Genomic DNA, 18,143 nt, shown 5'->3' with positions numbered 1-18,143 from the left:
TCCCTCGCTGCGGCGGTCTCCGCTGCCGAGTCTGACACCGGGTCACCGCGGCGGCCACCGACGCCGGTCAGCCCGCCTCGGCGAGCAGGCCGTCGACGAGGTCCCGGGGCAGCCCGTGCGTGTCGTGCAGCCAGTGGTAGTCGCGCTCGGTCAGCGGCCCCCGCGCGCGTACCCGGTCGACCAGCGGCCGGCCCCGGCCGAGCAGCCCGCGGAACCGCCGCTCCTCGTCCAGCAGCAGCTCGCGCAGCGGGCCCACCTCCGCCTCCTGCCGGAACCGGCCCAGCGTGTCGCCGTACGCGTCGAGCGGCAGGTCGGTCAGGCCACGCGCCGGGTCGTCCCGCCACAGCACGGTGAGCGCCCGCCGGACCAGCCGGCGCAGCACGTAGCCGCGGCCGGTGTTGCCGGGGCGTACCCCGTCGCCGAGCACGACCACCGCGGAGCGCAGGTGGTCGGCGACCACCCGCAGGTCCTCGCCGCGCAGGTCCCACAGGTCGCGGACCGCGTCCACCCACGGGGTCAGACCGGCGCCCTCGAAGACCGACCGGCCGCCGCGCAGCACCATCTCCAGGCGTTCCAGACCCATTCCGGTGTCGATGCTCAACATCGGCAGCGGCGTCAGCTGGCCGTCGGAGTGCCGGTGGTAGCGCATCTGGACGTGGTTCCAGACCTCCATCCAGCGCTCATCGGTGCCCGGGGTGCCGACCGGCGGGCCGTCCCCGGTCCACACGAAGATCTCCGAGTCGGGCCCGCACGGGCCGGTCGGGCCGTTGGACCACCAGTTCTCCGCGCCGTTCGACTCGACCGGCACACCCAGCCCGGTCCAGGTGGCGAGCGCGGTCTCGTCCGGGCCGACCTGGTCGTCGCCGCCGAAGACGGTGGCGTGCAGCCGCCCCGGGTCGATGCCGAAACCGTCGGTGAGCAGCTCGTACCCCCAGCGGAGGCTGGTCGCGATGTCGTAGTCGCCGAGCGACCACGAGCCGAGCATGTCGAAGACGGTCAGGTGGGTGCGGTCACCGACCTCCTCCAGGTCGGTGGTGCGCAGGCAGCGCTGCACGTTGACCAGCCGCCGGCCGCCGGGGTGCGGGCGCCCCAGCAGGTACGGGGTGAGCGGGTGCATGCCGGAGGTGGTGAAGAGGACCGAATCGCCGGGCGGCGGGATCAGCGAGCTCTCCGGCGCGTCCCGGTGGCCCCGGCGGTGGTAGTGGTCGACGAAGGTGCGGACGATCTGGTCGGGTGTCATGGCACGGGCCTTCCGGTGGGGACGACCGGACGGTCCGCCGCGCGGGCGGTGGCGTGACACGACGACGCCGGCGGACCGTTTTCGGTCGCCGGCGGGAATTGGGCAGGTCAGGCGGCGGCAACCGGCGAGCGGGAAGCTCGCGCGGCTGCGGCGGTGGTGCTGCGCCTGAGGTCCATGCCTACGACCGTAGCCGATCGGCGGCGGTGCCGCCCACCGGAATATCCCGGTGGGCGGCGACCGGTCAGGCCGTGCCGGAGGAGACCAGCGAGGCCGGGGCCACCGGCTGCCGGCGCTCGGAGCGCCGGTTCGGCAACGACAGCCGAATCACCTTCCACCAGGCGGAGGCGACCTGCTTGGGCAGCGGGCCGGTGGTGTACTTCAGGCCGTACCGGTCGAACAGGGCCCGGACCTGCGGGGCGATCTCCTGGTAGCGGTTGCTCGGCAGGTCGGGGAAAAGGTGGTGCTCGATCTGGAACGACAGGTTGCCGGTCATGATGTGCAGCAGCCGGGGGCCGCTGATGTTGGCCGAGCCGAGCATCTGCCGCAGGTACCACTCGCCGCGGGTTTCGCCCTCGATGGAGGTCTTCTCGAAGGTCTCCACGCCGTTCGGGAAGTGCCCGCACATGATCACCGAGTGGCTCCACAGGTTGCGGATCAGGTTCGCGGTGAAGGTGGCGGCGAGCGTGGACAGGAACGACGGGCCGGACAGCAGCGGGTGCAGCACGTAGTCCTTGAGCACCTGGCGGCGGATCTTGCGACCGACCGCCTTGGCGCGGGCCCGGAACGCCGGGTCCTTGTGCCGGCCGTTCTTGAGGTTCTCCCCCAGCTCAAGGTCGTACGCGGCGATGCCGTACTCGAAGAAGCAGGCGTTGAGGAAGTTGTAGAACGGCTGGCCCAGGTACATCGGGTGCCACGGCTGGTCCTCGTCGACCCGCATGATGCCGTACCCGAGGTCGTTGTCCTTGCCGAGCACGTTGGTGTACCGGTGGTGCAGCTCGTTGTGCGAGTGCTTCCACTGCTCGGGCGGGGAGACGTGGTCCCAGTCCCAGGTGGTGGAGTGGATCTTCGGGTCGCGCATCCAGTCCCACTGCCCGTGCAGGACGTTGTGCCCGATCTCCATGTTGTCGAGGATCTTGGCGACCGCGAGGCCGGCCGTGCCCACGATCCAGGCCGGCGGGAAGAGCGAGAAGAGCAGCACGGCCCGGCTGCTCATCTCCAGCGTCCGCTGGGTCTTGATCACCTTGCGGATGTAGCGGGCGTCCCGCTCGCCCCGGTCGGCGATCACCCGGTCCCGGATCGCGTCCAGCTCCTTGCCGATGATCTCGATGTCCGCGGCGGTGAGGTGGGCGATCGGGTTGTCGGCCTTCTTCTGGATCACGGTCACGTCGGGTGGCCTCCTGTCAGAGTTCGATGTCGCAGGTACCGGCGGCCGCCGACACGCAGGTCTGGATGAGCACGCCGTCGCCGGGGACGGCGGTGGTGAGGTCCCCGTTGCGCAGGTCGCGCACCGCGCCCTCGCGCAGCGGGACGACACAGCCGAAGCAGATCCCCATCCGGCAGCCGGACGGCATCAGCACGCCGGCCGCCTCTCCGGCGTCGAGGATCGGGGTGGCCCCGTCGGCCTCGACGGTCACGCCGGCCCCGGTGAACGTCACGGTGCCGCCCTCCCCCGGTGAGATCACGGTGGGCCGGAACCGCTCGGTGTGCAGCCGGTCGGCGAGCCCGTGTGACTCCCAGTACCCCTCAACCGCGTCGAGCATGCCGATCGGCCCGCAGGCCCAGGCCTGCCGGTCGAGGTGGTCGGGCACCAGGTCGGCCAGCTCGTCGACGCCGAGCAGGCCGTCGGTGTCGGTGTGCCGCTCGACCAGCCGCAGCGCGCCGGACCCGGCGAGCGCCCGCAGCTCCGGGCCGAAGATGACGTCGTCGCGGGTCGGCGCCGAGTGCACCAGCACCACGTCGGCCCGGCCGGGCAGGCCGGCGCGGAGCATCGCCATGACCGGGGTGATGCCGCTGCCGGCGGTGAGGAAGAGGACCTGTCCGGGGGTCGCCCCGGGCACGACGAAGTCGCCCTGCGCCTGGTCGAGCTGGACGATCGTGCCCGGCCGGATCCGGCGGACCAGGTGGTTGCTGACCTTGCCGTCCGGGATCGCCTTCACGGTGACGGTGATCCGGCGGTCCGCGGCGCCGGGCACCGAGGTGACCGAGTACGCCCGCCACTGGCGCACCCCGTCGACGTCCACGCCGAGGCGCACGTACTGTCCGGGCAGGTGCCCCTGCCACCCTCGGCCCGGCTGGATGACCACGGTCGCGGCGTCCCGGGTCTCCGGGCGGACCTCGACGATCCGGCCGCGCAGCGGAGCACCGGCGCGCAGCGGCGCGACGAGGTCGAGGTAGTCCCCCGGCAACAGCGGGGTGGTGACCGCGCCGGCCAGCCGCAGCAATCTGTCCCGGAAGGTGGCCTTCTGGGGGTGGCGGGGGGCAGTTGTGGTCATATCACCAGGGTGACTGCGTGATCGCATAACATCTTGACCGCCAAAGGTGAAACAGCCGCAGGTTTTTGTTCGGGGAGAACAAGTTGTCCGACGAGTCCGTGCCGAACTATCGCGCCGCCCACCTCGAACTCGACGCGGGGGTGGCGGCCCGGCTGCGCGACGGGCTGCCCGTGGTGGCAGAGCGGACCGTCAGCGCGATCACCGCCGAGGTCCCCGACTACTCCGGCGCCCTCACCGGCACCATGCGGGAGAAGATCGAGAACGCGGTACGCATCGCGCTGGGTACATTCTTCCAGCTCATCGAAGGGGCAGAGCTGACCGACCCGAGCACCCCGCTGGCCCCGGCCCTGGAGGCCGCGTACGCGCTGGGCAGCGGCGAGGCCCGCTCCGGGCGCAGCATGGACGCCCTGCTGGCCGCGTACCGGGTGGGAGCCCGGGTGGCCTGGCGGGAGGTCTCCGCCACCACGGTGCGCAGCGGGCTGGCCGCCGAGACGGTGGCCGAGTTCGCCGAGCTGATGTTCGCCTACATCGACGAGCTCTCCGCGGCCAGCGTGGCCGGGCACGCCGACGAGCTGGCCAGCGCGGGCCGGGCCCGCAGCCGCAACATGGAACGCCTGATCCAGCAACTGCTCGCCGGGGAACCGGAGGAGATCCTGCGGCGCAGCGCCGAACGGGCCGACTGGCCGCTGCCGCAGACCCTCACCGTCGTCCTCCTGCCCCGCCGCAACCTGCGCGCGGTGCTCGCCCTGCTCAATCCGCACACTCTGGAGAGCGGCGAGGACCTGCCCGGCATGGACCCCGCCGAGGAACTGGCCGTCCTGCTGGTCCCGGACACCCACGGCGCCCGCCGGCGCCAACTCACCCGACTGCTGCTCGGGCACCGGGCGGTGCTCGGACCGGCCCGGCCGTGGCACCGGGTCGCCGCCTCCTACCAGCGGGCCACCCGGGCGCTCGCCCTCGGCCTCGGCGAACCGGACGCCGGGCCGGTCGACACCGAGGACCACCTGGCCGAGCTGCTGCTCAGCATGGACCCGGAGGCCCTGGCCGACCTGCGCGCGCAGGCCCTCGCGCCGCTCGCCGCCCTGCCCCCGGCCACCGCGCACCGGCTCGCCGAGACACTGCGCTCCTGGCTGCTGCACCAGGGCCGCCGCGAGGACGTGGCGGCCGACCTGTTCGTCCACCCGCAGACCGTCCGCTACCGGATGGGCAAGCTCCGCGAGCTGTACGGCGACCGCCTCCACGAACCGGCCACGGTGCTCGCCCTCACCATCGCCCTGGCCGTCCCGCCCACCCCGCCGGAGGCCGCCTGAGCACCGCTGCTCACCGCCACGGTGGACCGGTTACGGGATCGACCGGAGCGGCCGGCCGGCCGGGCGCGAGCGCGTCGAGGGCGTCAGAGGGTCCCGGCGACGGCGCGCGGCTCACCCAGGAACGCGTAGGCGGCCAGCGCGCCGGCGAGAACAGCGTCCACCGCGATGACGAAGCCCCGGTCCATCCCGGTCGGGGCGAGCGCGTACCCGGTGGTCAGGGCACCCACCGCGACCAGCACCATGATTCCCCGGGCCACCTGTCGCGCGGCCGGGCGCGCCGGCAGGGTCCCCGTGACCGCCAGGATCGCCCGGACGGCGCCGGCCAGCCCCACGATCAGCCAGGGCACGGCCAGCCCGGCCATCCCCCGGTCGAGCTCGTCGATTCCGAACCAGGCGAGCAGCCCGAAGATCACCACGGCGAGGACGTGCAGGTGGACGTCGCGGAGGTGGCGGGGTTCCGCCCGGCTCGCCGATCGCTCGCTGCCTCGCGCCATGATCGTCCTCCACCCGGATGCCGGCATCATCGACCGCCATCGTCGCACTCCCCGGGAGCACGCTCCAGCGGTTGACCGGGAGCCGACGGAGGGATCGGGGGAAGCGGCTACTCCTCCGGGACGCCCGGACCGACCTCGCCACGCCTCAGGTGCTCGGCGTTGCGGTCGGCCTCGCTGTCGGCGTGCGCGGCACCGGCACCCGGATCCTTGGTGAGGCGCCCCTCCGCGTCCTGATACGCCTCGCCGCTCTCGAGCGCTTCTTCCTGCTGCCGACGCTGCTCAGGTGTGGTCACGACCGAATCAATACCCTCCGCTCGCGGCAGATATGCACAAGGCTCTCGAAGACGGCCCGTCAGGCGGGGACGTAGACCAGGTCCATGGTGTCGGTGCGTCCGGACCAGCGGAGGTCGAGGTGCCAGCAGCCGGCCTGCGGCAGGTCGACGATCGAAGGGCCGGGGCCGCCGGCGACCTCCCGGGTCGCCCGGCTCGTGGTGCCGTCCAGGGTCGCGGTGATGACGAGGGTGGCCGGCGCGGCCGGGTCGGGCGACGGCGTTGCCGCCGGCCGGGCAACCCAGAGGATCTTGTTGCTGGGGCCCTCCGTCCGGCCGACCGCCAGCGGGTGGCCGAACAGCACGGCGACGATCTCGCCCTTCGCACCGAACACATGCGGCATGCGGGTGTCCCCGGTGAACCCGGCGTCCGCCCAGTCGGGCAGCCTGCCGGCCTCGACCCGGGTCGCACAGCCGGTCGGTGCGCTCGCGGGGGTGGCCGGCGCGGCCGACCGGCCCGCGGTGGTGCAGCCCGACAGCAGGACCACCGACCCCAGCAGGAGCCTGCCCCATGAACTCATCTCGCACCTCCGGACCGCGGTCGGCGCCGGTCGGCGCCCCTGTCCTGTCGACACCGGTCGGGCAGCGCGGGTTCCTCTCGTAGCGGATGACCGCGGTCGCGCGGGCTGGCCCACGCCTAGTCCAGGGACGCGGCGATCGCGACCGCCTCGTCGCGGGTCAGCTCGCCTTCCAGCCGGTAGCTGACGCCGGCGGCCTCCCAGATCAGCGTGGCCGCGGCGAGCCGGGCGGTCTCCACCCGTACCGTGCCGGCGCGGTCGACGTAGGCCAGCTCGTGCGGGCCGCCGATCCACACGGCGAAGTCGCCGCGGACGCTGACCCATTTCACGCCCGGCCCGCTGATCTGCTTGTGGAAGACCGGGTCGAGGCGACCGTCGAAGGCGTCGAGGCGCAGCGCGCCACCGCGGTAGAGCAGCGTCACCACCCGGTACGTGCCGGTGCCGTCCGGGTCGGCGACCAGCACCCGCTCCGGAGCTCCCAGCTCGGCCGGCACGCGGATCGGGAAGCGCAGGTGCCGCTGCGCCTCGTCGGCGGAGGCCGGCCGCTGCGCCGGCAACGGCGACGGTGTGCCGGTGGGCGGCATCGGCGCCGGCGTGGTGTCGATGATGATCCCCGAGAAGCGCAGCAGTCCCGACACGGCGTCGGCGATGGCGGCCCGCCCCGGCGGCAGCAGGGCGACGAGCAGAGCGGCCAGCGCCGCGGCGAGCGCGTAGCGCCAGCGGCGTCGCCGGTGTGCCGGCGTGGTCAGCCGGGCGCGCACCCGGGCGGTCACGTCGGGGACCTCGGGTGTCTCCAGCCAGGTGGCGAGGTCCCGCAGCTCGCGTTCGAGGTCATCCACGGCGCACCTCCTCGCGGTCGAGCAGGTTGCGCAGCTTGGCCAGGGCCCGGTACGTCCGTGACTTCACCGTGCCCCTGGGCCAGCCGAGCGTCGTCACGGTCTCCTCCTCGGTCAGGTCGAGAAGGAACCGGCACACGATCACCTCGCGGTCCTTCACCGGCAGCTGACGCAGCGCCGCCACCAGCGCGGCCCGGCGCTCCGCGGCGAGGACCCCGCCGACCGCGGCGTCCTCGCCGACCTCCGACCCGGGGTCCGCCGCCGTGGCCCGCAGGACGAGCCCGTTCCGCCGGTTCCGGGACCGGTGCAGGTTGCGGGTCTCGTTGGCGACGATCGCGAGCAGCCACGACCGGAAGGACGACTCGCCCCGGTAGCGGGACAGGTTGCGGAACCCCTTGACGAACGCCTCCTGGATGACGTCCTCCGCGTCCGGCCCGGCGCCGAGCAGCACCGCCGTCCGATACGCGGACGCGGTGTGCCGGGCGACCAGGAGTTCGTACCCCTCCAGGTCACCGGTGCCAGCGCGGCGGACAAGCTCGTCGTCGTCCAGTGGAGACCTCCGCTTCGATCACCCTCATGACACCGGCCGCGCCGCGCGGGTTCCACCTTCGCCGCACGGAACTTCGACGGCTTCGAGGGTGTCACCCGGGCATGACCGTCACCATCTCGCGTCGCAGCATCCTGACCCTGCTCGCCGGTGCCGGCGCCGCCGCGCTGGCCGGCTGCGAGCCCGTCCGGCGCCGGGGCTCGGCACCGGCCGTCACCGTTCCTGATCCATTGCTCGTCCAGGTAACCGAAGGGCTGGGCCTCCTGCGGGGCACCGACCGGCGAACCATCCCGCGCGCCGTGGCCAGCGCGGACGGGATGTGGTTGTTCGCGACCGCCCCCGAGGGCCCCGACACCGCCTGCCGGCGGATCGACACGGCGACCGGCCGCGCCTCCGCCAAGGCCCTGCTGCCCGGACGGTGGATACCGCAGGCCGTCTCGGGCGACGGCACGGCGGTCGCGCTCACCACGACCGGGGTGACGGTGACCGGCCGCCCACCGGGGCGGGAGGTGACGCCGGTGCTGGTCGCCGACCTCAGTGGGGTGCGCCACCGGCTGGACCTGGCGGGCAACCTTGTCCCGGAGGCGTTCACCGCGGACCGCACCGGGCTGTTCGTCCTGGAGTGGCTCCCGGCGACCGCGCCGGACCGCTACCGCGTCCGGGTCGTCGACCTCGCCACCGGCGTGCCCGGTCCGCTGTCCACTCGCGACAAGCAGCCGGTTCCGCCCGGCGCCGAGGAGGAGATGCGCGGCGACGGGCGCCAGGCGGTGCTCGCCCCGGACCGCACCGTCCTCTACACGCTCTACACCCATCAACCCGGCCACCAGCACACCCGTGACCTGGTCAGCGGTCGGCCCGGCAACGCCCACGCGTTCGTCCACACCCTGAACCTGCGGGAGCGGTGGGCGTACTGCATCGACCTGCCGCACCCGTACGGCGAGGCGGCCGCAGCCGGCCACGCCATGGCGATCACCCCCGACGGAGGTCGGCTCCTCGTCGCCGATGTCTCGTCCGGCACCGTCGCCGACATTTCGACCGAGGACCTGACGGTACGCCGGACGGTTCCGCAGGCCGGTGGCACGGGCACCGCACACGCCGCCGCCGGCAACGACCGCCTCTACCTCGCCGCCGGTACGACGGTCCGGGCGCTGAATCTCACCCGTCTGTCCGGCTCACGGGACTGGCAGGTACGCGAGCCGGTCACCGGCCTCGTGCCCGGCCGGGAGGGAAGCCGTCTCTACGTGGGCCAGCGCGACGCGGTGAGCTGGCACGATCCCCTCACCGGCCGGGAACTCGGCCGCGTCCCGGTCCCCGGCCTCGTCGGCCTACGCGGCCTGGCCGGATCCGCCTGACCCATCGTGACCCAGTTCGTCACACCCATCAGGCAGGGTGGCTGGCTGAACCGACCAGGGCCGGTGCAGCATCGGCCTCGCACGCCTGGAGGGAACCGTGGCGGTCACCGCCGATGATCTCGACGCAGCACTGTCCAGCGTTGTCGCCACCCTACGACCGGCTACCGACCTGGACTGGTCCAAGCGGGCAGGCAACCTCGACCGGGACTGCTGGCACGCCGCCGAGCACGTCGGCGATTGCCTGATGTCGTTCGCGGGCCAACTCGTGGCCCGACCGGAGAAGCGGTACGTGCGCTTCATGGCAATCGCCGATAAGGACGCCTCCCCGGAACAGGTGCTGGAGTTCGCCGAGGCGGGTGGCCGCATTCTGGCAGCCACGGTACGCACGTCAGGACCGGATGTGCGGGCCTACCACCCCACCGGGGCCGCCGATCCGGAGGGCTTCGCCGCAATGGGGTGCGTGGAGACGTTGCTGCACGGCGAGGACATCGCGCAGGGCCTCGGTCTCGCCATCGATCCACCACGCGACGTGTGTGCCCGGGTACTCGCTCGACTGTTTCCGGAAGCGGCGCCCGGACTGGCTGCGGTGGACCCGTGGGCAGCGCTGCGGTGGTCCACCGGCCGGATCGAGCTGCCAGGACGTCCGCAGCTGAAGGAATGGCGCTGGCAGGGTGCTCCACTTGGCGAATGACCGGGCTGTAGCCTCGGCCCCGATGACCTGGCTGCCTGAGGACTTCGTCCACCCCGTGTACGTGCCCGTGCCCAACACCGCGCTTCACCTGCGGCCGATCCGGGAGGCGGACACCGCGCTCGACTACCCCGCCGTGATGGGCTCCCGAGAGCGCTTGTGGGAGATCTTCGGGCCGGCCTGGGCTTGGCCCAGGGAAACGATGACCTATGAAGAGGACCGCATCGACCTGCTGCGGCACGAGAACGAGATAGCCGCCCACCAGTCGTTCAACTACGCGCTGCTCGACGAGGAGGAGACGGCGATCTTCGGCTGCGTCTACATCGACCCGCCCGAGCGCGCCGGCTCCGACGGAGAAATCTCCTGGTGGGTGGTGGACGACCTCGTAGGCGGCGAGGTGGAGCGCGCGCTCGACGCGCTGGTGCCGCAGTGGATCGCCGCCGACTGGCCCTTCCAGCAGCCCCGGTATCTGGGCCGCGACATCACCTGGCAGGACTGGCTCGCGCTGCCGCGCGCCTAGCGCGCACGCGCGACTCTCGCCCGCCCAAGTTCGGCGAGTGCCGGCTCGCCGGCGGACGTCAGGGATCGGAGGGGTCGATGAGCGAGTTCAGGTTCGAGCAGGACCTGGTGCGTGCGCTGTTGCGCGAGCAGCACCCGGACCTCGCCGACCTCGAACTGCGCGATGTCGCCGGCGGCTGGGACAACCAGCAGTGGCGGCTCGGGTCGGAGTTGGCGGTGCGCATGCCGCGCACCGAACGTGCCCCGATCCTGCTGCGCACCGAACAGAAGTGGCTGCCCTTCCTGGCCGAGCGCCTGCCGCTGCCGACGCCCGTTCCGATGCGCACCGGCGAACCCTCGGAGCTGTTCGAGCACACCTGGACGATCGCACGCTGGGTCGAGGGCGAGCCGGCCGATCACACCCCGATCACCAGTGCTGACTCGGCCAAGACCCTCGCAGAGTTCCTCAGGGCCCTGCACCAGCCGGCGCCCGCAGACGCCCCGGCCAACCCGACGCGTGGCATCCCGCTGGCCGGGATGCGCGACGATCTCGACGGCTGGTTCGAGGTTCTAGCAGGCGACGCGAACGCTGGCGCCGCGCGGGAGATGTTGGAGAAGGCTGTCGCGGCGCCCGCCTGGCAGGGCGCGCCGCTCTGGCTCCACGGCGACCTGCACCCCGCGAACGTGGTCGTCCAGGACGGGACGATCTCCGGAGTGATCGATTTCGGCGAGCTGTGCGCAGGCGATCCCGCGACCGACCTCGCAGCCGCCTGGGTGCTGTTGCCCGCGGGCACGGCGAAGCGGTTCTTCGATGCCTACGAGCGTGCGGACGAGGCCACCATCGCGCGGGCTCGCGGCTGGGCCGTCATGCGCGCCCTGGCCCTGATCAGCATCGGTCGCAACGGCAGGCTCGGGCTGCCTGGAGGCAAGCCCACCTGGGAGCCGGCAGGCTACGCCACACTTGAACGCGTCCTGGCCGCCTGAGCGCACGGACTCCTCACGAGAACGGTGCAAGGCTGGGGACCCGAGGGCGGGCTCGCGCCCGGCCATCGCGGAACAGTATGGCCGCCATGACATCGGAGTCGAACACGTCGAACGAGGCGGTCACGCTGCCGGTGCGAGGCTCAGCAGCTTCGCCAGGTTCTCGGTCTCGGCGTAGCTTCCGTCCTCCTGCGACGGCACCACCGCCCACCGATCCGCGGCGACCGGGATGATCACGGCCGCCTGTTGCGTGGCGGAAATCGCCGCGCGGACGTCGACGAGATCGTCTAGCCGGACCTGCCACCCAAGTGCCGAGACTGAGCTGTCGCGCAGGTCCTGAGACCCGACATCGCCGGCGAGACGGCCGACCTGATGGCGCACGTCGGGTGCCGCCTCCCGGGCCTGGTGGCGGCTCGCTGAGTTGATTCCCCCACGCCCGCCGCCTCCCATCGTTATTAAGAATCTCAAGGTTTGCGTCTGTACTTCTTCACAAAATCAAGCTAGAAATGAACCAGGGCAAGTTGAGGAAGCAGGGGGCCGACGTGGACTGGCAGGAACTGACGGATCTCACCCAGGGACAGCCGTTCGCGGTCGAGCGGGTCCGCCTCGCGGGCAACGGCGTGGTGATCGAGGGCCAGTTCGAGCCTCCGCAGCTGGCCCAGCTCAGCGTGAGCGACCAGGTCTTCGTGGCGGCGTTCGTCCGCGCGCACGGTTCGATCAAGGAGATGGAGCGGATCTTCGGGGTGAGCTACCCGACGATCAAGGCCCGGCTGAACCGGATCGCCGAGCAGCTCGACTTCGCGGAGCATCTCGACGTCGCCGACACCGACCCGGCGCCCGCCGGCGCCGACGTCGTCGACCGCCTCCAGCGCGGGGAGATCACCGTCCAGGAGGCACTGGCCGAGCTGGAGCGGTCCCGGTGATCCCGCAGCTGGTGACCGTCCACTACCGCCGTCTCGACCGCAGCTGGCTGCGCCTGTACGTACCCGTCCTGCCCGTCCTGCTGCTGCTGTCACCGCTGCTGGTGCTCGCCGTTCTGGCCGGGCTGGTCGCCTGCCACCTCACCCGGATCAGCCCGATGGGCGCCCTGCGTGGCACCGGGCGCCTGCTGTGGGCGCTGCCCGGCACCCGCATCGACATCGATGACGGTCAGACCGCCATGCAGATCCACGTCAGATGAGTCAACGCGAGAGGAAGCAACCCGTGAACGAGCAGCGCCGCCAGATCCTCGAGATGCTGGCCCAGGGCAAGATTACCGCCGATGAGGCCGAGCGGCTCATCGACGCCCTCCAGCGAGAACAACCCGAGCCCTCGCCGACAGGTGGGACCCGCCCCAAACCACGGCCCAAGTACCTACGCGTGCTGGTGAGCTCGGAGGACAGCGCCGGCGGCGACGGGCCGAGCCGGGTCAACGTCCGGATCCCGCTGCAGTTGCTGCGCGCCGGGGTCAAGCTCACGAGCCTGATCCCTCCGCAGGCGCTCACCAAGGCCAACGCCCAGCTGGCGCAGTCCGGGGTGCCGATCGACCTCACCCAGCTCAAGCCGCAGCAGCTCGAGGAGCTCATCGAGCAGCTCGACGACCTCACCGTCGACGTCGACGACCCCGGCGCCAAGGTGCAGGTGTTCTGTGAGTGACCCCGCGGCGATCCGCGTAGACGGGTTGCAGAAGTCATATCAGCAGCTGCAGGTGCTCAAGGGCGTGAACTTCGAGGTGGCGCGGGGCAGCATCTTCGCGCTGCTCGGCTCCAACGGTGCCGGCAAGACCACGATCGTGCGGATCCTCGCCACCCTGCTGAAGCCCGACGGCGGGAGGGCAAGTGTCAACGGGTTCGACGTGGTGTCGCAGCCTTCGCAGGTGCGCGAGTCGATCAGCCTGACCGGGCAGTTCGCCGCGGTCGACGAAATCCTCACCGGCCGGGAGAACCTGGTCATGATCGCCAAGTTGCGGAAGGTCGCCGACCCCCGCCGCGTCGCCGACGACCTGCTCACGCGGTTCGGTCTGGCCGACGCGGCCGGACGCCGGGTGGCGGCCTACTCCGGCGGCATGCGCCGGCGCCTCGACATCGCCATGAGCCTGATCGGCGACCCGCCGGTCATCTTCCTCGACGAGCCCACCACCGGACTCGACCCGGAGGCCCGCATCGAGGTGTGGCAGGTGATCCAGAACCTCGCGCACAGCGGCACCACGGTCCTGCTCACCACCCAGCACCTGGAGGAGGCTGAGAAGCTCGCCGACCGGATCGCGATCCTGCACGACGGCACGATCATCGTCTCCGGCACCCTGGCCGACCTCAGGGAACTGCTCCCACCCGCCCAAGTGGAGTACGTGGAACGCCAGCCCACCCTGGAGGAGATCTTCCTGGCCACCATCGGAAGCAAGCAGGTTCAGCGATGACCGCACATGCGCTCAGCGACACCAGGGTGATGCTCGGTCGCTCCGTGCGCCATGTGACCCGCAGCGTCGACACCATCATCACAGTCACGATCATGCCGATCGCGTTCCTGCTGCTGTTCCGCTACGTCTTCGGTGGCGCCATCCAGGCCGGCACCGACAACTACGTCAACTACCTGATGCCCGGCATCCTGCTCATCGCCATCGCGAGCGGCATCTCGTACACCGCCTACCGCCTCTTCAGCGACCTGCAGCGCGGCATCTTCGAGCGGTTCCACTCGATGCCGATCGCTCGCTCCTCGGTTTTGTGGGGACACGTGCTGACCTCGCTGGTGTCCAACGCCATCTCCGTGGTCGTCATCATGCTGGCCGGGCTGATCATCGGATTCCGCTCATCGGCAGGAGTGCTCGCCTGGCTCGGCGTGGCCGGCATTCTCGCCTTGTTCACGCTCGCGCTGACCTGGGTTGCGGTGATCGCCGGACTTTCCGCATCCTCCGCCGACGGCGCGTCCGCCTTCTCCTACCCGATCGTCTTCCTGCCGTTCGTCAGCTCGGCGTTCGTCCCCACCGACACCATGCCGGGACCGGTGCGGGCCTTCGCCGAGAACCAGCCGGTCACCTCGATCGTCAACACCATCCGGGCCCTGCTCGACCAGCAACCGGCCGGCAACGACATCTGGACCGCCCTCGCCTGGTGCGCCGGCATCCTGGTCCTCGCCCACGCCTTCGCCATGCTCGCGTACCGGCGGAAGATCGCCTGAACACCTGGTTGACCGGCCGCCGCTTGCGGCCGGTCAACCAGCCACGGTGAGGTGCTGCCACCTCGGCCGCGACGTCGGGCCTTCGCGGCCGACGAGGATGTCACTGCCGGACAGTAGGGTCCACGCCGTGAACGACCGGCCAGGACCCGGCAGACTGCGCACGACTACGTCGATCGTCTGGAACGCCGCGACTGGCCCGGGTTGGCCGGCCTGCTCACCGACGATGTGATTTACGAGATGCCGCAGACTCGGGAGCGCATTCGCGGCAAGGACGCATTCCTGCAATTCAACATCGAGTATCCCGGTGATTGGCATTTGCGGGTGCGCCAGGTGGTGGCGGACGGCCGGATGGCCGCCCTGTGGCTCGACGTCCGGGTAGGCGTGGAGCAGCAGGATGCGTGTGTCTGGCTCGAGGTATCCGAGCGTGGACTGGTCAGCCGGATCGTCGACTATTGGCCCGAACCGTACGATCCGCCGCAGGGCCGCGAGCACCTCGTGGAGCGGTGGTGATCACGCCTCCAGCAGAAGTCGCGGACGCATCTCGGCTGACCGCGCGACAGGTGCGCCCTTCGCCGTACGCGGCACGCACTCACATCGGTTTCTTGTTTCGTTGCAGTAGGACCGCGGCTCCGCCGGGCTCCGGTCCAGCGCGCGTCTCGGGCGCCGCCTCACCCTGACTTCGCGAGAAGAATTTCAGTCCGTAGCGGACGACAACCAGGGAGTGCTCCCACTTTAACGTATATCGCAGTGGGGGGCTTGCGGCAAGACCCGGGTCTTGCCGCAGAATCCTCGGCCGGACGCGAAACGGACGAAGAATCGGGGCACGACGTGCGTGTGTGGTTGTCGACCCACCCAATCAGTGGGGTGCGATGGAGGACGGTTTCCTCGGAGGTGTCGCGATGATCGAGCAGTATGTGTTGGGTCTCCACGAGGTCGACGAGACGCAGGTCGCGATCGTTGGCGGCAAGGGCGCGCACCTGGGGGCGTTGTCGCGGATCGACGGCATCCGCGTGCCGGCCGGCTTCTGCGTGACGACGGACGCCTTCCGGCGGGTCATGGCCGAAGCTCCGTCGATCGACGACCGGCTCGATCAGCTGTCGCGCCTCAACGCGGACGACCGGGAGACGATCCGCACGCTCAGTGCGGAGATCCGCCGGACCATCGAAGGGATCGTCCTTCCCGACGATCTGGCGGCGGCGATCACCCGGGCTCACGCCCAACTCGGCGAGGGAGCTGCCTACGCCGTCCGATCCAGCGCGACGGCAGAGGACCTGCCGACGGCCTCCTTCGCGGGCCAGCAGGACACGTACCTGAACGTCATGGGGCCGGCGGAGATCCTCCAGCACGTCAGCCGGTGCTGGGCCTCGCTCTTCACCGAGCGGGCCGTGACCTACCGTCAGCGGAACGGCATCGACCACCGCACGGTCCACATGGCCGTTGTCGTGCAGAAGATGGTCTTCCCGCAGGCGGCCGGCGTCCTGTTCACGGCCGACCCCGTCACGTCCAACCGGAAGGTCGCCTCCGTGGAGGCCGGCTTCGGCCTCGGCGAGGCTCTGGTTTCCGGGCTGGTGAACGCGGACGCCTACAAGGTGCGGGACGGTGAGATCATCGACAGGGCGATCGCCACCAAGCGGCTCGCCGTCCACGCCCTGCCCGGAGGCGGGACGAGGGAACAGGCGATCGACTCGGAGCGGCAGGAGCAGCCGGCGCTGACCGATGCGCAGGTCGTGCGGCTGGTGCAGCTGGGCCGGCGGATCGAAGCCCACTTCGGCCATCCCCAGGACATCGAATGGTGCCTGGTCGACGACGACTTCCAGATCGTCCAGAGCCGGCCGATCACGACGCTGTTCCCCATCCCCGAGACCGCCGACGGGGAGAACCACGTCTACCTCTCCGTCGGTCATCAGCAGATGATGACCGACGCCATGAAGCCCCTGGGGCTCTCCTTCTGGCAGATGACGACCCCCGCGCCCATGGCCGTGGCCGGCGGCCGCCTGTTCGTCGACGTAACCCGAAGGCTGGCCTCGCCGACGAGCCGCGCCGGCCTCCTGGAACTCATGGGGAGATCCGATCCGCTGACCACGGACGCGGTGCAGACCGTCCTCGAGCGCGACGGCTTCATCCGGCCGCTCCCTGACGAGGGTCCCCCCGGGCCACTGTTCGGCGGCGCGCCGGCCCCGATCGAGACCGATCCGGCCATCGTCACCGAGCTGATCGGGCGCAGCGAGGCATCCGTCGCCGCCGCGGAACGCGACATCCGGACGAAGTCCGGAGAGGCGCTGCTCGACTTCATCCGGGCGGACATGCAGGAACTCAGGCGGATCCTGTTCGATCCGCAGAGCCACCAGGTGTTCATGTCGGCGATGGAGGCCACGTGGTGGCTCAACGAGCAGCTGGAGGCGTGGCTGGGCGAGAAGAACGCGGCGGACACGCTCACGCAGTCCGTGCCCCACAACGTCACGTCGGAGATGGGGCTGGCGCTGCTCGACGTCGCCGACGTGATCCGCCCGTATCCGGACGTCGTAGCGTTCCTGGAGCACGTCGAGGACGAGGGCTTCCTGGACGAGCTGCCCAAGCTCCCGGGCGGGCGGGAGGCGCGAGACGCCATCGAGGCGTGGCTCGACAGGTACGGCATGCGCTGCGTCGGCGAGATCGACATCACGAGGCCGCGTTGGCGTGAACGCCCCTCCAGGCTCCTGCCCGCCCTCCTCGGCAACATCAAGAACTTCGAGCCCGGAGCCGGCGAGCGGCGCTTCGAGCAAGGGCGGCAGGAGGCGTGGAAGAAGGAGCAGGAGCTGCTGGAGCGCTTGCGGGCCCTGCCGGACGGGGAGCACAAGGCCGATGAGACGAAGCGGATGGTCGACCGGGTCCGGACCTTCATCGGCTACCGGGAGTATCCGAAGTACGGCATGGTCAGCCGCTACTTCGTCTACAAGCAGGCCTTGTTGGCAGAGGCCGAGCGCCTCGTGCAGGCCCACGTGCTTCGCGAGAAGGAAGACATCTTCTACCTCACGTTCGACGAGCTTCACGACGTCGTGCGCACGAACCGCGTGGATGACCAGCTCATCGGCCGACGCAAGGACGCGTTCAGGTCGTATCAAGCGCTCACGCCGCCCCGGGTGCTCACGTCGGATGGCGAGGGCATCGCCGGAGCGTACCGACGCGGCGATCTGCCGGCCGGCGCGCTGGTCGGCCTACCGGTCTCCGCCGGGACCGTCGAAGGGCGGGCCCGCGTCATCCTGGACATGGCCGAGGCCGATCTCGAACCAGGCGACATACTCGTCACCGCCTACACCGACCCGAGCTGGTCACCCCTGTTCGTCGCGATCGGGGGGCTGGTGACGGAGGTGGGCGGCCTCATGACCCACGGGGCGGTGATCGCCCGGGAGTACGGCCTGCCCGCCGTCGTCGGTGTGGAGCAGGCGACCAAGCTGATTCAGGATGGGCAGCGGATTCGCCTGCACGGAACCGACGGCTACGTCGAGATCCTCCCTTGACTGACCACCGACAGGGAAGCTGTTCGTAGCTTCCGGCCCAGCGCCACGCCGAGCAGGGTCCACCGAGCTCCAGGCCGCCCAGTGGGCGCGCCTGCCGCCAGGCGGTGCGAGCCCGCGTGCGGCAGGTCGGAGGGCTGATCGACGGAGGCGCAGTCCGGGGCGGCAGCGGCAGGCAGCCGCCTCGGACTCGGCGGTGGTTCAGGCGATC

The 18,143-nt window shown here is 71.0% G+C and carries 21 protein-coding genes; 12 read left to right on the top strand and 9 right to left on the bottom strand.

The window, feature by feature from the left end; translation table 11 throughout:
* Positions 1–67: 67 nt before the first annotated feature.
* From AC0OLQ_RS13400 to AC0OLQ_RS13390, 3 genes are all read right to left on the bottom strand, one after another.
* A complete protein-coding gene (locus AC0OLQ_RS13400; RefSeq protein WP_484531573.1) occupies positions 68–1,240 on the bottom strand; it encodes an alanine--tRNA ligase-related protein in 1,173 nt (390 codons plus the stop codon).
* Positions 1,241–1,481: 241 nt separating this feature from the next.
* Positions 1,482–2,624, bottom strand: a complete 1,143-nt coding sequence (locus AC0OLQ_RS13395) for a fatty acid desaturase family protein (RefSeq protein WP_484531572.1) — start codon at positions 2,622–2,624, stop codon at positions 1,482–1,484.
* 16 nt (positions 2,625–2,640) lie between these two features.
* On the bottom strand, positions 2,641–3,732 hold the full coding sequence (locus AC0OLQ_RS13390; protein ID WP_484531571.1) for a ferredoxin reductase: 1,092 nt from the start codon (positions 3,730–3,732) through the stop codon (positions 2,641–2,643).
* An 83-nt stretch (positions 3,733–3,815) separates the two neighbouring features.
* On the opposite strand from AC0OLQ_RS13390, the gene AC0OLQ_RS13385 reads away from it, so the two are divergent.
* Positions 3,816–5,042: a PucR family transcriptional regulator gene (locus AC0OLQ_RS13385; protein ID WP_484531570.1), complete on the top strand. Its 1,227-nt coding sequence runs from the start codon at positions 3,816–3,818 to the stop codon at positions 5,040–5,042.
* A gap of 83 nt (positions 5,043–5,125) precedes the next feature.
* On the opposite strand, the gene AC0OLQ_RS13380 is transcribed toward AC0OLQ_RS13385, so the two are convergent.
* From AC0OLQ_RS13380 to AC0OLQ_RS13360, 5 genes are all read right to left on the bottom strand, one after another.
* Positions 5,126–5,536 (bottom strand): hypothetical protein, encoded by a 411-nt coding sequence (locus tag AC0OLQ_RS13380; protein ID WP_484531569.1) that lies wholly within the window; start codon positions 5,534–5,536, stop codon positions 5,126–5,128.
* Between the two features lie 107 nt (positions 5,537–5,643).
* Entirely contained in the window at positions 5,644–5,829 is a 186-nt protein-coding gene (locus AC0OLQ_RS13375; RefSeq protein ID WP_357341089.1) for a ribonuclease, read from the bottom strand.
* A gap of 59 nt (positions 5,830–5,888) precedes the next feature.
* Complete coding sequence (locus AC0OLQ_RS13370; protein WP_357341086.1) at positions 5,889–6,386, bottom strand: hypothetical protein; 498 nt, start codon at positions 6,384–6,386, stop codon at positions 5,889–5,891.
* Between the two features lie 116 nt (positions 6,387–6,502).
* On the bottom strand, positions 6,503–7,222 hold the full coding sequence (locus AC0OLQ_RS13365; RefSeq protein WP_484531568.1) for a hypothetical protein: 720 nt from the start codon (positions 7,220–7,222) through the stop codon (positions 6,503–6,505).
* The gene (locus AC0OLQ_RS13360) at positions 7,215–7,670 is read right to left on the bottom strand and encodes an RNA polymerase sigma factor (RefSeq protein WP_484531567.1); all 456 of its coding nucleotides are present in this window, start codon (positions 7,668–7,670) and stop codon (positions 7,215–7,217) included. Before AC0OLQ_RS13360 ends, AC0OLQ_RS13365 begins: the two co-directional genes overlap by 8 nt.
* 200 nt (positions 7,671–7,870) lie before the next feature.
* On the opposite strand from AC0OLQ_RS13360, the gene AC0OLQ_RS13355 reads away from it, so the two are divergent.
* The 4 genes from AC0OLQ_RS13355 (at position 7,871) to AC0OLQ_RS13340 (ending at position 11,288) form a co-directional block, all read left to right on the top strand.
* Positions 7,871–9,118 (top strand): YncE family protein, encoded by a 1,248-nt coding sequence (locus AC0OLQ_RS13355; RefSeq protein ID WP_484531566.1) that lies wholly within the window; start codon positions 7,871–7,873, stop codon positions 9,116–9,118.
* A gap of 97 nt (positions 9,119–9,215) precedes the next feature.
* On the top strand, positions 9,216–9,809 hold the full coding sequence (locus AC0OLQ_RS13350; RefSeq protein WP_484531565.1) for a maleylpyruvate isomerase mycothiol-dependent enzyme family protein: 594 nt from the start codon (positions 9,216–9,218) through the stop codon (positions 9,807–9,809).
* A 22-nt stretch (positions 9,810–9,831) separates the two neighbouring features.
* Positions 9,832–10,326 (top strand): GNAT family N-acetyltransferase, encoded by a 495-nt coding sequence (locus tag AC0OLQ_RS13345; protein ID WP_484531564.1) that lies wholly within the window; start codon positions 9,832–9,834, stop codon positions 10,324–10,326.
* Positions 10,327–10,403: 77 nt separating this feature from the next.
* Complete coding sequence (locus tag AC0OLQ_RS13340; protein ID WP_484531563.1) at positions 10,404–11,288, top strand: aminoglycoside phosphotransferase family protein; 885 nt, start codon at positions 10,404–10,406, stop codon at positions 11,286–11,288.
* 120 nt (positions 11,289–11,408) lie between these two features.
* Here the strand turns inward: AC0OLQ_RS13340 and AC0OLQ_RS13335 are convergent, their stop codons facing one another.
* Positions 11,409–11,666, bottom strand: coding sequence for a hypothetical protein (locus tag AC0OLQ_RS13335; RefSeq protein ID WP_484531562.1), 258 nt, complete (start codon positions 11,664–11,666; stop codon positions 11,409–11,411).
* Positions 11,667–11,791: 125 nt separating this feature from the next.
* Here AC0OLQ_RS13335 and AC0OLQ_RS13330 point away from each other — a divergent pair, with 125 nt between their 5' ends.
* The 7 genes from AC0OLQ_RS13330 (at position 11,792) to rph (ending at position 17,935) form a co-directional block, all read left to right on the top strand.
* A complete protein-coding gene (locus AC0OLQ_RS13330) occupies positions 11,792–12,208 on the top strand; it encodes a DUF2089 domain-containing protein (RefSeq protein ID WP_357341061.1) in 417 nt (138 codons plus the stop codon).
* The gene (locus AC0OLQ_RS13325; RefSeq protein WP_484531561.1) at positions 12,205–12,465 is read left to right on the top strand and encodes a hypothetical protein; all 261 of its coding nucleotides are present in this window, start codon (positions 12,205–12,207) and stop codon (positions 12,463–12,465) included. Before AC0OLQ_RS13330 ends, AC0OLQ_RS13325 begins: the two co-directional genes overlap by 4 nt.
* Positions 12,466–12,488: 23 nt before the next feature.
* The gene (locus AC0OLQ_RS13320) at positions 12,489–12,920 is read left to right on the top strand and encodes an SHOCT-like domain-containing protein (protein WP_484531560.1); all 432 of its coding nucleotides are present in this window, start codon (positions 12,489–12,491) and stop codon (positions 12,918–12,920) included.
* Positions 12,913–13,680 carry an ABC transporter ATP-binding protein gene (locus AC0OLQ_RS13315; RefSeq protein ID WP_484531559.1) on the top strand — a complete coding sequence of 256 codons (768 nt, stop codon included), beginning with the start codon at positions 12,913–12,915 and terminating at the stop codon, positions 13,678–13,680. The genes AC0OLQ_RS13320 and AC0OLQ_RS13315 overlap by 8 nt, the downstream gene beginning before the upstream one ends.
* Positions 13,677–14,438, top strand: a complete 762-nt coding sequence (locus tag AC0OLQ_RS13310) for an ABC transporter permease (protein WP_484531558.1) — start codon at positions 13,677–13,679, stop codon at positions 14,436–14,438. Before AC0OLQ_RS13315 ends, AC0OLQ_RS13310 begins: the two co-directional genes overlap by 4 nt.
* A gap of 201 nt (positions 14,439–14,639) precedes the next feature.
* A complete protein-coding gene (locus AC0OLQ_RS13305; RefSeq protein ID WP_484531557.1) occupies positions 14,640–14,948 on the top strand; it encodes a nuclear transport factor 2 family protein in 309 nt (102 codons plus the stop codon).
* 389 nt (positions 14,949–15,337) lie between these two features.
* On the top strand, positions 15,338–17,935 hold the full coding sequence (gene rph / locus AC0OLQ_RS13300; RefSeq protein ID WP_484531556.1) for a rifamycin-inactivating phosphotransferase: 2,598 nt from the start codon (positions 15,338–15,340) through the stop codon (positions 17,933–17,935).
* Positions 17,936–18,143 lie beyond the last annotated feature (208 nt).

The sequence above is a fragment of the Micromonospora sp. Utrum1 genome (genome assembly GCF_057197805.1).
Note: the sequence above shows the minus strand (reverse complement) of the source record. Positions and strands in the feature narration are given on the sequence as shown.

Bases quoted from the DNA above. Each gene is read 5' to 3' on its own strand.
- AC0OLQ_RS13400 (WP_484531573.1), bottom strand. From the start codon at position 1,240: ATGACACCCGACCAGATCGTCCGCACCTTCGTCGACCACTACCACCGC.
- AC0OLQ_RS13390 (WP_484531571.1), bottom strand. From the start codon at position 3,732: ATGACCACAACTGCCCCCCGCCACCCCCAGAAGGCCACCTTCCGGGAC.
- AC0OLQ_RS13380 (WP_484531569.1), bottom strand. From the start codon at position 5,536: ATGGCGCGAGGCAGCGAGCGATCGGCGAGCCGGGCGGAACCCCGCCAC.
- AC0OLQ_RS13370 (WP_357341086.1), bottom strand. From the start codon at position 6,386: ATGAGTTCATGGGGCAGGCTCCTGCTGGGGTCGGTGGTCCTGCTGTCG.
- AC0OLQ_RS13355 (WP_484531566.1), top strand. From the start codon at position 7,871: ATGACCGTCACCATCTCGCGTCGCAGCATCCTGACCCTGCTCGCCGGT.
- AC0OLQ_RS13345 (WP_484531564.1), top strand. From the start codon at position 9,832: ATGACCTGGCTGCCTGAGGACTTCGTCCACCCCGTGTACGTGCCCGTG.
- AC0OLQ_RS13340 (WP_484531563.1), top strand. From the start codon at position 10,404: ATGAGCGAGTTCAGGTTCGAGCAGGACCTGGTGCGTGCGCTGTTGCGC.
- AC0OLQ_RS13330 (WP_357341061.1), top strand. From the start codon at position 11,792: ATGAACCAGGGCAAGTTGAGGAAGCAGGGGGCCGACGTGGACTGGCAG.
- AC0OLQ_RS13310 (WP_484531558.1), top strand. From the start codon at position 13,677: ATGACCGCACATGCGCTCAGCGACACCAGGGTGATGCTCGGTCGCTCC.
- rph (WP_484531556.1), top strand. From the start codon at position 15,338: ATGATCGAGCAGTATGTGTTGGGTCTCCACGAGGTCGACGAGACGCAG.